Origin of the sequence: Halomonas sp. PAMB 3264 (assembly GCF_031954245.1) — a bacterium.
In the GTDB taxonomy this organism is placed as follows: domain Bacteria; phylum Pseudomonadota; class Gammaproteobacteria; order Pseudomonadales; family Halomonadaceae; genus Vreelandella.
Genome location: NZ_CP134866.1, coordinates 668,386 through 682,809, shown reverse-complemented (window position 1 = coordinate 682,809; position 14,424 = coordinate 668,386). Strand labels below are relative to the sequence as shown.

Annotated in this window: 15 protein-coding genes; 7 read left to right on the top strand and 8 right to left on the bottom strand. The window is 61.3% G+C overall.

Annotated elements, in window-relative coordinates:
- From RN347_RS03155 to RN347_RS03140, 4 genes are read right to left on the bottom strand one after another with little or no spacing between them, the layout of a single operon-like run.
- Positions 1-909, bottom strand: coding sequence for an MBL fold metallo-hydrolase (locus RN347_RS03155; RefSeq protein WP_311960150.1), 909 nt, complete (start codon positions 907-909; stop codon positions 1-3).
- 44 nt (positions 910-953) lie between these two features.
- Positions 954-1,172: a DUF1653 domain-containing protein gene (locus tag RN347_RS03150; protein ID WP_263585041.1), complete on the bottom strand. Its 219-nt coding sequence runs from the start codon at positions 1,170-1,172 to the stop codon at positions 954-956.
- Positions 1,169-2,026, bottom strand: a complete 858-nt coding sequence (gene tcdA, locus RN347_RS03145) for a tRNA cyclic N6-threonylcarbamoyladenosine(37) synthase TcdA (RefSeq protein ID WP_311960149.1) — start codon at positions 2,024-2,026, stop codon at positions 1,169-1,171. Before tcdA ends, RN347_RS03150 begins: the two co-directional genes overlap by 4 nt.
- 24 nt (positions 2,027-2,050) lie before the next feature.
- A complete protein-coding gene (locus RN347_RS03140) occupies positions 2,051-2,821 on the bottom strand; it encodes a pseudouridine synthase (protein ID WP_311960148.1) in 771 nt (256 codons plus the stop codon).
- A gap of 147 nt (positions 2,822-2,968) precedes the next feature.
- On the opposite strand from RN347_RS03140, the gene sodC reads away from it, so the two are divergent.
- The 3 genes from sodC to RN347_RS03125 all read left to right on the top strand — a co-directional run bounded on the left by sodC (position 2,969) and on the right by RN347_RS03125 (position 6,576).
- Complete coding sequence (sodC, locus tag RN347_RS03135) at positions 2,969-3,544, top strand: superoxide dismutase [Cu-Zn] SodC (RefSeq protein WP_263585044.1); 576 nt, start codon at positions 2,969-2,971, stop codon at positions 3,542-3,544.
- A gap of 213 nt (positions 3,545-3,757) precedes the next feature.
- Positions 3,758-5,224, top strand: a complete 1,467-nt coding sequence (locus RN347_RS03130; RefSeq protein ID WP_263585045.1) for a carbon starvation protein A — start codon at positions 3,758-3,760, stop codon at positions 5,222-5,224.
- 515 nt (positions 5,225-5,739) lie between these two features.
- Positions 5,740-6,576, top strand: coding sequence for a manganese catalase family protein (locus tag RN347_RS03125; RefSeq protein ID WP_311960147.1), 837 nt, complete (start codon positions 5,740-5,742; stop codon positions 6,574-6,576).
- A 66-nt stretch (positions 6,577-6,642) separates the two neighbouring features.
- Here RN347_RS03125 and bfr read toward each other — a convergent pair whose 3' ends face one another.
- The 4 genes from bfr to lptF all read right to left on the bottom strand — a co-directional run bounded on the left by bfr (position 6,643) and on the right by lptF (position 9,894).
- Complete coding sequence (gene bfr / locus RN347_RS03120) at positions 6,643-7,134, bottom strand: bacterioferritin (protein WP_263585047.1); 492 nt, start codon at positions 7,132-7,134, stop codon at positions 6,643-6,645.
- 190 nt (positions 7,135-7,324) lie between these two features.
- Positions 7,325-7,531: a (2Fe-2S)-binding protein gene (locus RN347_RS03115; RefSeq protein ID WP_263585048.1), complete on the bottom strand. Its 207-nt coding sequence runs from the start codon at positions 7,529-7,531 to the stop codon at positions 7,325-7,327.
- Between the two features lie 207 nt (positions 7,532-7,738).
- Positions 7,739-8,818: an LPS export ABC transporter permease LptG gene (lptG, locus tag RN347_RS03110; protein ID WP_311960146.1), complete on the bottom strand. Its 1,080-nt coding sequence runs from the start codon at positions 8,816-8,818 to the stop codon at positions 7,739-7,741.
- Positions 8,818-9,894 (bottom strand): LPS export ABC transporter permease LptF, encoded by a 1,077-nt coding sequence (lptF, locus tag RN347_RS03105; RefSeq protein ID WP_311960812.1) that lies wholly within the window; start codon positions 9,892-9,894, stop codon positions 8,818-8,820. Before lptF ends, lptG begins: the two co-directional genes overlap by 1 nt.
- Positions 9,895-10,029: 135 nt before the next feature.
- Between lptF and RN347_RS03100 the strand changes: the two genes are divergently transcribed.
- The 4 genes from RN347_RS03100 (at position 10,030) to RN347_RS03085 (ending at position 14,368) form a co-directional block, all read left to right on the top strand.
- Positions 10,030-11,547 (top strand): leucyl aminopeptidase, encoded by a 1,518-nt coding sequence (locus RN347_RS03100; RefSeq protein ID WP_311960145.1) that lies wholly within the window; start codon positions 10,030-10,032, stop codon positions 11,545-11,547.
- Positions 11,548-11,684: 137 nt separating this feature from the next.
- Positions 11,685-12,797, top strand: coding sequence for a branched-chain amino acid aminotransferase (locus RN347_RS03095; RefSeq protein WP_263585051.1), 1,113 nt, complete (start codon positions 11,685-11,687; stop codon positions 12,795-12,797).
- A 69-nt stretch (positions 12,798-12,866) separates the two neighbouring features.
- Positions 12,867-13,298 carry a DNA polymerase III subunit chi gene (locus tag RN347_RS03090; protein ID WP_311960144.1) on the top strand — a complete coding sequence of 144 codons (432 nt, stop codon included), beginning with the start codon at positions 12,867-12,869 and terminating at the stop codon, positions 13,296-13,298.
- Positions 13,299-13,315: 17 nt separating this feature from the next.
- On the top strand, positions 13,316-14,368 hold the full coding sequence (locus RN347_RS03085; RefSeq protein ID WP_311960143.1) for a PDDEXK nuclease domain-containing protein: 1,053 nt from the start codon (positions 13,316-13,318) through the stop codon (positions 14,366-14,368).
- Positions 14,369-14,424: the final 56 nt, after the last annotated feature.

Here is a 14,424-nt window from a genome sequence, read left to right as displayed (position 1 = left end):
CTAGCTCCAGCTCCCCTCACCCAGCGCGTCGAGCGGAATTTTCAGATAGCGCTTGCCGTTGGCTTCCGGCTCGGGCAGGCGCCCGCCCAGGGTATTGACCTGGAGGGCGTGGAGAATCAGCCTGGGCATGGGCAGTTCGCTGTCACGCTGTTGGCGAAATGCGACGTACTGCGCCTCGCCTTGACCCGCCAAATGAGGGTTATGCTCGCGCTGCTCGGCCACGCTGCTTTGCCAGGCCGGGGCGCGGCCGCCCGGGCAATAGTCGTGACCGGTGAACAGCCGAGTCTTGTCGGGCAGGCTCAGAATCTGTTGAATGGAGTGCCACAGCGCGCGGGCGTCGCCGCCGGGAAAATCCGCCCGGGCGGTACCGAAATCCGGCTGAAAAAGCGTGTCGTGAACGAACGCCGCGTCGCCCACCACGTAGGTGATCGAGGCCAGCGTATGGCCCGGCGAGTGCATGACCCGCGCCGTTAGCTCACCGATTTGAAACGTATCGCCGTCGGCAAAGAGCCAATCCCACTGACGCCCGTCTGCGGGCATCTCCGGCCAGTGATAGATCTTCTTCCACAGCGCCTGCACTTTCGTGACGTGCTCGCCGATCGCGGTCGGCGCGCCGGTCTTTCCCTTTAAATACTGCGCCGCGGAGAAGTGATCCGCGTGGGGGTGAGTATCCAGAATCCACTCGACGTGAAGCGCATGTTTGGCCACGTAATCGAGCAGCTCATCGGCATGGTGGGTGGCGGTAGCGCCGGATTTCTCGTCGAAATCCAGCACCGGGTCGATGATCGCGCAGGCCTTCGTGGCCGGGTCGCTGACGACGTATTGAACGCTACCGGTGCGCGGGTCGTAAAAGCCCGCCACCTCCGGCTGGCCCTCAAAAGCGGCGGGTGAATGCTGAAACGTGTTCATGCGGGCTCCTATCAGGCAAAGGATGGTGGCCAAGCGCGTGGGGATCAAAACGCTTTTTCGAGCGCGAAGCGCGGCTGCTGCTGGCCTTGCACCTCAACGGTTTCGATAAACATCTCGAGTGGGCGCACCCACAGGCCGTACTCGCCGTAAAGCGCCCGGTAGACCACCAGCGGCTCCTCGGTTTCGCTGTGCTGCGCGGTGCCGAGTACTTCGTAAAGTGCGCCTTTATAGTGGCGGTAGATGCCGGGAGCGGGCGAGTTCATGGGGCGTTCTCTCCGGGTGGTGTGTTGACGTCGAGACGGGCGTTTTTGGCCAGCCGTTCGAGCACTTTCGAGGCGGCCACGAAGCCGAAGGTGCCGGTGACGAAGGTGGCGGCGCCAAATCCCGAGGCGCAATCCAGTCGGGTGGCGTCGCCGCTGCCGGGCTTTTGCAGGCAGACTTCGCCGTCAGCGCCCGGGTAGACGAGCTGCTCGTCGGAGTAGACGCAGGCCACCGAGAAGCGCCGCTTGGGGTTACGTGAGAAGCCGAAATCCCGGCGCAGGCGCGCGCGCACCCTGGCGAGCAGCGGGTCGTGTTCGGTGCGGGTGAGATCGGCCACCTGAATACGGGTGGGGTCGGTCTGCCCGCCGGCCGCTCCGGTGACGATGATCGGAAGCTTTCGCCGCTTGCACCAGGCAATCAGCGCGGCCTTGGCGATCACGCTGTCGATCGCATCCACCACGTAATCGGCACGCTCGGGAATGCGTTCAGCCAGGTTCGTCGGCGTCACAAACGCGGTATCGGCGATGATCTCGATATTGGGGTTGATCAAGCGACAGCGCTCGGCCAGCACCTCGACCTTGGGCCGGCCGATGGTGCCATCGAGGGCGTGCAGCTGGCGATTGACGTTGGAAACGCACACATCGTCGAGATCGATCAGCGTGAGCGTGCCGAGACCGGAGCGCGCCAGCGCCTCCGCCGCCCAGCTGCCTACCCCACCAACGCCCACCACGACCACGTGGGCGCGGCGAAAGGCATCGGCCGCGCGCTGACCGTAAAGGCGGCGAATGCCGCCAAAACGGAAATCGTAGTCAGAAGCGTCGTCCGAAGCAGGGGCGATGGAGGCGTCAATGGACATGCAGGGCTCTCTGTAATGAACGGGTCAGGGCGGAGTATCGGCGATGGGCGTGACGGGGGCGGTGCGCACGCGGTCCCGCGGCAGGTGCCCCGCCCAGCCAAGGCGCTCGAACAGCGCCGCCATCGCCGGCTCCAGCGCGCAGTCGATGCACAGCCGCAGCGGCTGGCAAGGATGATCGAAACAGAGCTGGGTGGCGGCGAGCAACAGCCCCGGCGCGCCGAGCTCATCGGCGAAAAAACGGTTGTGTACGCTCTTGCCGTGCTTGGCATCGCCAATGATGGGATAGCCCCGGCGCGACAGGTGCCGGCGAATCTGGTGGCGCCGCCCAGTGAGCGGCCTGGCCTGCACCAGCGAGTAGCGCGCCACCGGGTAGCGGTCCACCTGCACCGGAAGCTCCACACTGTCGAGACGCTGGATGTCGGTGCGCGCCTTGAGCGCGGGCATTTCGGCCTTGGGGCGGCTGCCGTCCTCTTCGCGCAGCGGGTAGTCGAGCGTCTCCTCAAGGGGCGCCTTGCCGCGCACGACCGCCAGATAGCGCTTTTCGACCTCGCGCTCGTTGAACGCCAGGCTTAGCTTGCTGGCGGCGTCGGAAGAGAGCGCCATGACCATCACGCCGGATGTCGGCCGGTCCAGCCGGTGAACCGGGTAAACCCGCTGGCCCAGCTGGTCGCGCAGCGTCTGTAGCAGGAAGGTGGTTTCGCCCCGGGCGAGCTTGGAGCGGTGCACCAAAAGCCCGGCGGGCTTGTGCACCGCCACCAGATGCGCGTCCTGATAAAGAATGCGTAGCGCCGCCATGGCCTTCCCCGCGAAAAAAGTGGCGCCATTGTCGCGGCTTCACCGGCGGTTGTCACTAGTGCTCGTCGTTGGCGTCCGCGCGCTTGAGAAGCTACCTTTCATATACCCCGTTTCGGGGCTTCCACGGAACAGGAAAGGAGAGACGACATGCGTTTAGTGACCCCCTTGACCGGTATCGCCGCCGCGCTTTTGCTGGCAACGACCGCCCAGGCCCAGACCAACGATACGGACACCGACAGTAACTCAGGCGGTACGCTGGAAGTGAACATGCACGACGTCACCGCTGAAGGCGTTCAGGACGCCACGGGTACGGTGACCATCGAAAGCTCCGAATTCGGCGGCGTCATGCTCACGCCCTCCCTTACCGGGCTCGAGCCCGGCGTGTACGGCTTCCACCTGCACCAGAACCCAAGCTGCGAACCCGCCGAAAATGACGATGGCGAGATGACCGCGGCCCAGAGCGCCGGCGGCCACTACGACCCGGAAAGCACCGAGACCCACCAGGGCCCCTATGGTGACGGCCACCTGGGCGATTTGCCGGTGCTGACGGTGAACGAGGACGGCGAAGCCAACCTGCCGGTACTCGCGCCGCGCCTGAGCATGGACGACATGACCGACCGCGCGCTGATCATCCATGAAGGCGGCGACACCTATGAGGACGAGCCGCATCTGGGCGGCGGCGGCGCGCGCATGCTGTGTGGCGTCACCCCAGCCGCTTTTTGATCGAAAGCGACCCGCGCCTGGCGCGCATGACAAACGGGCAGCCCAACGGCTGCCCGTTTTTTTGTGGGCACTCAAAGGGTCAATCTGTCCGAAGGGAAACTAAAGTCGTAGAGCGTATCCACGCACGACCAGATACATTCAGCGGGTTTGGACACGCGGGTCGAGCGCCCGCGCGATCTCCCCCTCGCCACCGACCACCACCGGGTAACCCCAATGATCACTTTCATCGCCTCGATACTGCTGCTAATAGTCGGGTATTTCACCTACGGCAAGTTCGTGGATCGAGTGTTCGTCGCCGACCGAAAGCGTCCGACACCGGCCTTTAGCATGCGCGACAACATCGACTACGTGCCGATGAACCCCACGCGCAACTCGCTCATTCAGCTACTCAATATCGCCGGGGTGGGCCCGATCTTCGGCCCGATTCTGGGCGCCTTGTACGGCCCCGTGGCGTTCGTCTGGATCGTGATCGGCTGCATCTTCGCCGGCGCCGTACACGACTACCTGACCGGCATGATCTCGATTCGTAACCACGGCGCGCACCTGCCGCAGTTGGCGGGCAAGTTCCTTGGCAAGGCGATGAAGCACGTGGTCAACGGCTTTGCCCTGCTGCTGCTGCTGCTGGTGGGCACGGTGTTCGTGACCTCGCCGGCCACGCTTCTGGCGAACATGACCTCACTGTCGCTGGTCGGTATTACAATGGCGATCTTCGCCTACTACCTGATCGCCACGCTGCTACCGATCGACAAGGTGATCGGGCGTATCTACCCCTACTTCGGCGCGCTGCTGCTCTTTAGCGCCGCCGGTATCGGCATCGGCCTGGTCGTCACCGGCGCGCCGATTCCCGAGCTTTCATTCCAGAACATGCACCCGGACGGCGCGCCGATCTTCCCGCTGCTGTTTCTGACGATCTCCTGCGGCGCGCTCTCCGGCTTTCACGCCACCCAAACGCCGATCATCTCGCGCACCACAGAGAACGAAATCAGCGGCCGCCGCATCTTCTACGGCATGATGATCACCGAAGGCGTGATCGCCATGATCTGGGCTGCCGCCGCCATGAGCCTGTTCTACGGCGATCAGTCGCTGTCCGACGTGCTGGCCGCCGGCGGTCCCGCCGCGGTCGTAAGCGAAGTCTCTACCGTCATGCTGGGTGCAGTGGGCGGCACGCTCGCCATCCTGGGCGTCATCGTACTGCCGATCACCTCCGGCGACACCGCGTTTCGCAGCGCGCGCATGATCATCGCGGATTATCTGAAGATCGGACAAAAGCCAATCGCCAAGCGTTTGATGATCGCCCTGCCGCTGTTCGTCATTTCCTATGCGCTGACCCACATGGACTTCACCCTGCTGTGGCGCTACTTCTCCTGGGCTAACCAGACCACCGCGGTCATCGCGCTATGGGTGGGCACCATGTACCTGGTGCTGTCGCGCAAGCCCTACCTGATTACGGCGATTCCTGCCGTGTTCATGACCATGGCAACCTTTACGTACCTGGCCTTCGCGCCGATCGGTTTTGGCCTGCCGCTGCAGATCAGCTACGTCGTGGCCGCGCTCGGCACGCTGGTATGCATCGCGCTGTTCATGAAGCGTGTACGCCGCCTGAGCCGCGCCACGTTCACCGTGGATGAGCCGGTAGCCGCATTCGAGGGATCTGACGCCTTCGCCGCGCAAAACCGCTAACCTTTACACGAACCCGAACCCGCCTGACGGATGATCCCGTCGGGCGGGTTTTATTTTCAGGGGCTTTCAAAGAGCTTTCTCTTCTCTTTCCAGGCCCGCAGCTTACTTCCCTCCAGCCTCGCCTTTACTTAACTTAAATCAATATATTTAATAGATAACTATTAACGTTGCTTAACTTTCTTCGTTACATCGTTGAAACTTATCACTAATAAAATAAATAAAAAAGAATAATTGAAGATGTGCATGAATCATAGAGACATCAAAAAGTAAATATTTATAAGTTACTGATTTTAAATCGAATAAAAAACTTTAACCCAATAAAACGGCTTATTTATCTTAAATATTTATTTATATGCTAAGTTATTAAAGGTAACAAGTATTCATTCTGACGAAACGCCAAAGCCAGTTGCTCCAAATCATGGGTTTTTAATAAAAAATCAAATTTTGTTTTTATTGAACAACTTATCAGGAGTAATCATCAAGGACCCCCTTGGCAAACTACTAAGGAGAGTAACATGTTTCATCATTCCTCTAAGCTGCAATACCCGGTCAAGGTTGATAAACCTAACCCCCAGTTCGCGATGCTGCTTCAACAGGCGATCGGCGGTATTGAAGGCGAGATTCGCGTGGCCATGCAGTACTTTTTCCAGGCCATGGGCGCCCGCGGTGATGACCGCATTCGGGACATGTTGATGTCCACCGCCACCGAAGAGCTTTCACACATCGAGATGCTGGGTCATGCGGTTGCGCTCAATCTGGAAGGCGCCCCGGTTTCCTATCAGGAAGAAACCGCCAAGGACCCGGTCATGAACGCCATTCTGGGTGGCGCCAACCCACGCCATCTGCTTTCGTCCGGGCTTTCCGCCATGCCGGTCAATGCCAACGGTGTGCCTTTCGACATGAGCCACGTCTACGCTACCGGCAATATCGGCGCGGACATGATGGCCAACGTCGCCGCCGAATCCGGTGGTCGTGTGCTCGCCACACGCCTTTACAACTGGACCGACGACCACGGCATGAAGGACTTCCTGTCGTTTCTGATTGCTCGGGATACTTACCACCAGCAGCAGTGGCTGGCGGTGGTCGAGGAGCTTGGCGGCATGCAAGCGCAATTGCCGATTCCCAACTCGACGCCGGAAGAGCATGAAGCGACCGAACACTCCTACTACTACCTGAACACCCTGCTGGATAAGGACGCACCCAAGGGCCGCTGGGGCGAAGGTCCATCGCTTGATGGCCGAAGCCAGTACTCCATCAAGAATACACCCGAGCCGCTGGGTCAGGAGCCATCGCTTGGCGGCGCCAAGCCCAACTCCGGTGCTCAGATCGAACAGGTCGATTCATCCAAGTAAAAAGGATGCCACAAAAAAACCCCGAACCAGGTTCGGGGTTTTTTTATGTTTAGCGGCGGCCGCGACTTACTCGTAGGACTGGTCGCCGGCCACGTGCATCTGACGCTGGATGTAGTTCTGGATGCCGACCTTGTCGATCAGGCTGAGCTCGGTTTCGATGTGGTCGATGTGCTCTTCTTCATCGGCCAGCAGGTCGCGCAGCATGTCGCGAGTCACGTAGTCCTTCACGCTTTCGCAGTAAGTGATCGCTTCGATGTAATCGTTGCGGCCGTCGTGTTCGATCTTGAGATCGCACTCGAGCATTTCCTTGACGTTTTCACCGATGTGCAGCTTGCCCAGGTCCTGCAGATTCGGGATGCCTTCCAAAAACAGAATGCGCTCGATGATCTTGTCGGCGTGCTGCATCTCTTCGATGGACTCATCGTACTCCCACTTGGCCAGCGCCTTGAGGCCCCAGTCCTTGTACATTTTGGCATGCAGGAAGTACTGATTGATCGCCACCAGTTCGTTGCCGAGCGCGATATTGAGATGCTGGATGACCTTGGGATCGCCTTTCATGTATCACCTTTATTTAGCTGAACCGCTTTTTTGTCGTCAAAGGTTTTTCGATCAATCAAGCAGTTACGTTGGTAAAGGAGCAGCGACACGAAGGGCGTACTCCCAGTTGAGTGAGAGTATAGACGAGGCCTTTAAAAATTCAAGTAAATCAAACGTTTGCTAAAAGCAAATCAAACAATAGTGATTCGCGTCATACGGCGTAAGCAAGACCCATATCGGCCTGTTCGCGCTCGATTTGAAGCGCTTCGCGGGTAATCGATTTTCCAAGGCAGGCGCACTTGCCGCACTGGGTCGCGCAACCGGTGGCCTCACGCACGTCGCGCCAGCTGCGCGCCCCGTCGCTGACTTCCCGGCGAATCTGGTGGTCGGTCACTCCCTTGCACACACATACGTACATGGCATCACCTCGATAAAAGCATGGAGTGAATGTAAATGATTCGCATACGAGTTATCAAGTGCCAACCAGTGCTCTTTAGTAGCGGTTTTTAACCGGCCATTTTTAGTACCGTCAATACAGGAAGTTAGCCCCCGGCAGGAGAAAAAAGTTGCAAAAAAAAAGCCGAACCGCTTCCAAAACGGCCCGGCATGTGCAGATTTTCGAGCGCTAGCCGTTGCGGCGTAGAAAGAAGAGTCCAACCACGGCGCAGGCAAGCGTCGGGACCAGCACCGCCCACACCGGCGAGAAGCCGAAAATGCTCGAGGCCGGCGCCAGTAGATCCTGCACGTACTTGAACACCAGCCCCGTGACGACCCCGTAGAACACCCGCGTGCCGGCGGCGACGGTGCGCAGCGGGCCGAACACGAAGGACGCGGCGATCAGTACCAGTGACCCCATGGTGAGCGGCATCAGTACCTTCTGCCAGAAGTAGAGCAGCGGCTGCTCGGCGCTCTGGCCCTGGCTTTGCAGGAAGTTGGCGTAGGCCCACAGCTCGCTGGGCGCCTGGCTTTCGATGTCGCGCAAAAGGCGTTCGAGCTGGGTCGGGGTCAGATCCGTCTCCCACGGCATCTGATCAACATACTCGGATTCGGTGCGGTCCTCGAAAATACGCGTGGTGTTGACGCCTTCGAGCTGCCAGGCCCCTTGCTCCCAGCTGGCGCGAGCGGCGCGGGTGGCCTCGACGAGGCGGCGATCCTCGAAGCGGTAGCGGGTCAAATCGAGCACCACGTCGTCGGCGCGAATCGCGCCAAAGCGGTAGACACTGTCGCCTTCGAACTGCCAACCGCTGCGGCTTTGCAGCATTGTGCCCTCACCCTGGCGCTGCTCCAGTCGCCAGGCCTCGGCGAACTGTTCGGTGCGGGGGCTGACGAACTCGGCCACCAGAAGCACCACCGCGACCACTACCAGCACCGGTTTCATCACGCCCCATAAAATGCGCCCCAGCGAGCGCCCGGCGGCGCGCATCACGGTCAGCTCGTTGCTCGAGGCCATGGTGCCCAGGCCAATCAGCGCGCCGATGAGCACCGCCACCGGCGCGTACTGATAAAACCGCCAGGGCAGGCGCATGCCCAGATAGACCAGGACGTCCAGCGCCGAATAGTTGCCCTGGGTGTCACCGAGATCGCCAATGTAGGCGATCGTGATATCGAGGCCCAACAATACGAACTGCACGATGATGATGGCGCCCAACACGTTACGGGCAATGTAGCGATCCAGTCGATCGAAAGGGTTCAAGGCACCGAGCATTAGCGCATTCCTTTACGTTGCGAGCGCCAGATCAAAAGGCCCCCCAGAAGCAAGAACAGCCCGTGAATGGGCCACACGCCGATCGCGGCGGCAAGCGTTTGACTTCCGATCGCGTCTACTGCGGCCAGCAGCAGGCTCAAATAGGCGACGTATAAAAAGACCGCCGGCAGGAGCTTGGCAAAGCGCCCTTGGCGTGGATTGACCTGAGCAAGCGGCTGGGCCAGAAGCGCCAGCACGAACACCATCAGCGGAAGCCCGGCCCGCCACTGAAACTGCGCCTGGGCGCGGGGGTCAGGGTCGCGCCAAAGTTCCGGCGTAGTGGCGAACTCCAGCGAGTCGAGCTCCTGACGATCGCGGCTCAGGCCAAGACGCAGCGTATAGCGATCGAACACCAGCCGCTCCGCTGCGCGCGAGCCGGGGGTGACGCCGTAGCGCTCGCCCTCTTCCAGCACCAGAAAGCGGCTGCCGGTATCGACGCTGGTTTCCTGATATCCCGAGCGCGCCCGAGTCACGTAGCTGTGCGTGCCCTCCTCGGCCTGGGCCTGCTCGTGGACCAGCACCTCCTGCATCCGGTTGCCGTTATCGCTAAAGCCGCTGATATAGGCGGTGCGCCCGCTGCCAAAGGACTGAAAGCGCCCGGGCGCCAGTACCGAGACGTCCAGCCGGCTCTGCTGCTCTTCGATGGTCGCCTCGGTCAAAAGCGAGCCCGCCGGGGTCAGCCACAGGCTGCAAAGCCCGACCAGAATGGCCACGATCGACGCCGGCAAGAGCGTCACGCGCAAAAGCCGCGTGGGGCTCATGCCGCAGGCGACCATCACGGTGATTTCGCTGTTCATGTAGAGCTGGCCGTAGGCGAGCAGAATGCCGAGAAAGAACGCCAGCGGCAGAATCAGCTCCATGAACCCCGGCAGGTGATAGAACATCAAACTGCCCAGAATGGTAACCGGGAAGTCGCCTTCGGCGGCATCGGCGAAGTAGCGAATAAAGCGGCTACCCATGATGACCAGCAGCAAGATGCCGGCGACCGCCGACATGGTGAGTAACACTTCACGAGTCAAGTACCGAAATAAAATCAACGCGCTCTCCGGCCAGTCCAGCAAGGTTGCCATGCAATGCGCTCATGGCTTGGGTACACTAATCCAGCGTACGATAGCGATATACGATCGCGGTATTATCGCGAATCCCTCGATGCTTGTCTTGTTGGAGACGTCATGGAATTTTCCGTTCAAACGGCCAATCCCGCCAAAGCCGAGACGGCCTGCCTGGTGCTGCCTGTCTATAAAGATAGCGAGTTACTGCCGTGTGTGGCGAAACTCGACGACGCGAGCGAGCGGCTGATCGGTCAACTCCTCGAACGCGGCGACTTCGATGCGGCTCTGGGTAACGTTCAGCTAATTCCTTTTGCCCCGGGCCTGGGCGCCGAGCGGCTTCTGCTGGTGGGCCTTGGCGCACGCGAAAAGTGCCAGGAAGCGGCCTTTCTCAAGGCGCTCGACGCCGCCATGACCGCACTGGTCAAGCTGCCCATCGACGATGCGAGCGTGGCCTTTACCGACGTGACACTCGAGCGCGACACCGCCTGGAAGGCACGCAAGACGCTGGAGGCCGCCGAACGCGCGCTTTACCGCTTCGATCAGTTCAAATCCCAGCCGGCACCGAAGGCGACGCTGACCGCCCTTCACCTGATCGTCACCGACAATGCCGAGGTGGAAAGCGCCCAATACGGCGCGCGAGTCGGCACGGCCATCGGCCAGGGCATCAACTTCACGCGCACGCTGGGCAATCTCCCGGGCAACGTCTGCACGCCGCGCTACCTGGCCGAGCAGGCAGAGACGCTCGGTAAAGACTCAAAAGGCGCCCTGTCGGTCGAAATTCTGGATGAAGAAGCGCTCGAGGCGCTCGGCGCCGGCGCGCTTCTTTCCGTGGGCCGGGGAAGCGTGGAGCCCTCGCGGCTGATCGTGATGCGCTACCAGGGCGCGGAAGAGGCCGACGAGGCGCCGCACGTGCTGATCGGCAAGGGCATCACCTTCGATACCGGTGGCATTTCGCTCAAGCCCGGCGAGGGCATGGACGAGATGAAGTTCGACATGGGCGGCGCGGCCGGCGTATTCGGCACCGTCAAGGCGGTACTTGAGATCAAGCCGAAGATCAACGCGGTGTTCATCGTCGCCGCCGCCGAGAACATGCCCGACGGCGCGGCGACCAAGCCCGGCGACATCGTCAAAACGCTCAAGGGCCTGACGGTGGAAGTGCTCAACACCGACGCCGAAGGCCGGCTTGTACTGTGCGACGCGCTCACCTACGCCGAGCGCTTCACGCCTGCCAGCGTCATCGATATCGCCACGCTCACCGGGGCCGCCATCGTGGCACTTGGTCACCACGCCACCGGGCTTTTATCCAACGACGACGATCTGGCTCTCGATGTGCTGGAGGCCGGCGACGGCGCCTGGGATCGCGCCTGGCAGCTGCCGCTCTGGGACGAGTACCAGGAGCAGCTCGATTCCAACTTCGCGGATCTGGCCAACATCGGCGGGCGCCCGGCGGGTACGATCACCGCGGCGTGTTTTCTCTCCCGCTTTGCCGAGCACTTCCCTTGGGCGCATCTGGATATCGCCGGTACCGCCTGGCACTCGGGCAAACAGAAAGGCGCCACCGGCCGTCCGGTTGGGCTTTTGACCCAGTACCTGCTGGATCGCGAAACCGATGCCCAGATCGAAATCGGGGTGAAATAACCCGCCTCGATCGCCTAGCGGTTGCCTTTCAAGGCCACAACCGTTAAACCTGAATGCCATGAGGCGCCCGCAAGCCCGGGCGCCTTCCCTCTTTTAATGTCAGCCCCTGCGGGGGTATTTTGCGGAGACCACACGCCGTGCCCACTGCCAGTTCAGCCAATCGTTTCGAAATTTTGCCGTCCAACCTGCCCACGGCGGAGAACATTCGCGAAAGCATTCTTCAAAACCCGGGGTTCGGCCGCCACTTCACCGACCACATGGCCCACGTCCGCTGGACTGTCGACGCCGACTGGCACGGCCACCAGGTGCGCCCCTACGGGCCGCTCACTCTCGACCCGGCCGCCGCGGTGCTGCACTACGGCCAGGAAATCTTCGAGGGCATCAAGGCCTACCGCCACGCCGACGGCTCGGTCTGGACCTTCCGCCCGGAGAAAAACGCCGAGCGCCTGCGCCGTAGCGCCCGCCGCCTGGCCCTGCCCGAGCTCTCGGATGAGGACTTCATCGGCTCGATTCAGGCGCTGCTCGCCCAGGACAGCGCCTGGGTGCCGACGCCGCAAAGCGACGCCGACGAGTGCAGCCTCTATCTGCGCCCGTTCATGATCGCCTCGGAAGCGTTTCTCGGCGTGCGCCCGAGCCACGAGGTCGACTACTACGTCATCGCCTCGCCGGCGGCTTCCTACTTCAAGGGCGGCGTGAACCCGGTCTCGATCTGGCTGTCGTCTACCTACAAGCGCGCCGCCCCCGGCGGCACCGGCTTTGCCAAGTGCGGCGGCAACTACGCGGCCTCGCTTGCCGCGCAAAAGGAAGCCGAAAGCCACGGCTGCGGCCAGGTCGCGTTTCTGGACGCCGCCGAGAGCAAGTGGCTCGAAGAGCTTGGCGGCATGAACCTGTTCTTCGTCTACAAGGATGGCCGCCTGGTCACCCCGCGCCTGACCGACACCATCCTTGAAGGCGTGACCCGCGACTCGGTCCTCACGCTTGCTAAAGACATGGGCCTGACGCCGGAGGAGCGCCCCATCAGCATCGACGAGTGGCGCGACGGTGCCAAATCCGGCGAGATCTCCGAAGTGTTCGCCTGCGGCACCGCCGCGGTCATCACCCCGGTGGGCGAGCTGGTCACCGAGCAGGAGCGTATTCGCGTTCAGGGCGACGGCGGTAGTGAAGTGGCCATGCGCATCCGCAAGGCGCTGCTGGACATTCAGTATGGCCGCAGCGACGACAAGCACGGCTGGCTGACCCAACTGGTGTAGCCCTTCCCGCCGCCGCCTCGCGCGGCGGCGCTTCACTTCTACCGACGACCCTTGCAAGGCAGAAGCCCCATGGCGCGAATCGACTTCTACATACTTCAGGACACCACCCTGGAGGGGCGGCTCGCCTTTGCCTGCAAGCTGGCCGAGACCATCCACCGCAAGGGCTACCGGCTGCACCTGCACTGCGAGGATCAAACGCTTGCCGAACAGGCCGACGAGGCGCTGTGGACCTTCCGTGATGACGCCTACCTGCCCCACGCGATCGAAGGCAGCGACCTGGCCGACAGCGTCCCCATCACGCTCGGCTTCAATGAGCTGCCTTCGCCCCGCGAAGAGACCGCGCTTTTGAACCTGCACCCGGATATCCCCGCGGGCATCGAGCGCTTTACAAGAGTTGCCGAGATCATCAACCAGCACCAGCAGGTGCTCATCGCCAAACGCGCCTGCTGGCAGCGCTACAAGGAGCTTGGCCATGAGGCAGTGCCGCACAAGATCGGCTGATACCGGAGAGAACCACCATGAGTGATAAGCCCGTTTCCCTGATCACCCCGCCCGAGGGCTACGGTGACTGGCTCGCCGAGCTGAAACAGCGCATTCATGCGTCACAGCAGCGAGCGACGTTTGCGGTCAATCGCGAGCTGATACAGCTTTACTGGCAAATCGGCCGCGACATTCTCGAGCGCCAGGCAGAGCAAGGCTGGGGCGCAAAGGTGATCGAGCGGCTGGCTTTCGATTTGCGGGCGGCTTTTCCGGAAATGAAAGGTTTCTCACCTCGTAACCTCAAATACATGCGTGCCTTCGCCGAGGCCTGGCCGGAGCCCGCGTTTGTGCAAGAGGTGCTTGCACAATTGCCCTGGTATCATCAGCTGGCCCTACTGGAAAAGCTATCCGACCCGGAAAGCAGATGTTGGTACGCCTACGAGGCGATTCAGCACGGCTGGTCACGCAACGTACTGGTCATGCAGATCGAAACCCGCCTGCTGGAACGCCAGGGAGCGGCGGTGACCAACTTCGAGGCGAGCCTGCCCAAGCCACAGTCGGACCTGGCCCGGGAATCGCTGAAAGACCCGTATCGCTTCGACTTTCTCGGTCTGTCAGCCGAGTCTCAGGAGCGCGACGTCGAAGAGGCGCTGGTGCGCCACGTCACCGAATTCCTGCTGGAGCTGGGCGCGGGTTTTGCCTTCGTCGGTCGCCAGGTGCTACTCGATATTGGCGGAGAAGAGTTCTTCCTCGATCTGCTGTTCTATCACTTGAAGCTTCGCTGCTACGTGGTCATCGAGCTCAAGACAGGCAAGTTCAAACCAGAACACCTGGGGCAGCTCGGCTTCTACCTGACCGCGGTCGACCGCCAGGTAAAAACCGAGCTGGATGCGCCGACCATCGGCCTGCTGCTGTGCAAGAGTAAGAACAAGGTCGTCGCCGAATACGCGCTGAGCGATAAATCCCAGCCGATGGGCATTGCCGAATACAAGTTGTTGGAATCGCTCCCCACCGAGCTGCAAACGGGCCTGCCCAGCATCGAGCGAATCGAGCAAACGCTTGCCGAGGTCAAAAACGGCCCCGAGATGTAAAACAACGCCTGGTAACAACACGGTCATGCGCTGCTCCCCTGACGCGCGGTACTCGA

Coding starts and splice junctions, on each gene's coding strand:
- RN347_RS03155 (WP_311960150.1), bottom strand. CDS start 909: ATGAACACGTTTCAGCATTCACCCGCCGCTTTTGAGGGCCAGCCGGAG.
- RN347_RS03150 (WP_263585041.1), bottom strand. CDS start 1,172: ATGAACTCGCCCGCTCCCGGCATCTACCGCCACTATAAAGGCGCACTT.
- tcdA (WP_311960149.1), bottom strand. CDS start 2,026: ATGTCCATTGACGCCTCCATCGCCCCTGCTTCGGACGACGCTTCTGAC.
- RN347_RS03140 (WP_311960148.1), bottom strand. CDS start 2,821: ATGGCGGCGCTACGCATTCTTTATCAGGACGCGCATCTGGTGGCGGTG.
- sodC (WP_263585044.1), top strand. CDS start 2,969: ATGCGTTTAGTGACCCCCTTGACCGGTATCGCCGCCGCGCTTTTGCTG.
- RN347_RS03130 (WP_263585045.1), top strand. CDS start 3,758: ATGATCACTTTCATCGCCTCGATACTGCTGCTAATAGTCGGGTATTTC.
- RN347_RS03125 (WP_311960147.1), top strand. CDS start 5,740: ATGTTTCATCATTCCTCTAAGCTGCAATACCCGGTCAAGGTTGATAAA.
- bfr (WP_263585047.1), bottom strand. CDS start 7,134: ATGAAAGGCGATCCCAAGGTCATCCAGCATCTCAATATCGCGCTCGGC.
- RN347_RS03115 (WP_263585048.1), bottom strand. CDS start 7,531: ATGTACGTATGTGTGTGCAAGGGAGTGACCGACCACCAGATTCGCCGG.
- lptG (WP_311960146.1), bottom strand. CDS start 8,818: ATGCTCGGTGCCTTGAACCCTTTCGATCGACTGGATCGCTACATTGCC.
- RN347_RS03100 (WP_311960145.1), top strand. CDS start 10,030: ATGGAATTTTCCGTTCAAACGGCCAATCCCGCCAAAGCCGAGACGGCC.
- RN347_RS03090 (WP_311960144.1), top strand. CDS start 12,867: ATGGCGCGAATCGACTTCTACATACTTCAGGACACCACCCTGGAGGGG.
- RN347_RS03085 (WP_311960143.1), top strand. CDS start 13,316: ATGAGTGATAAGCCCGTTTCCCTGATCACCCCGCCCGAGGGCTACGGT.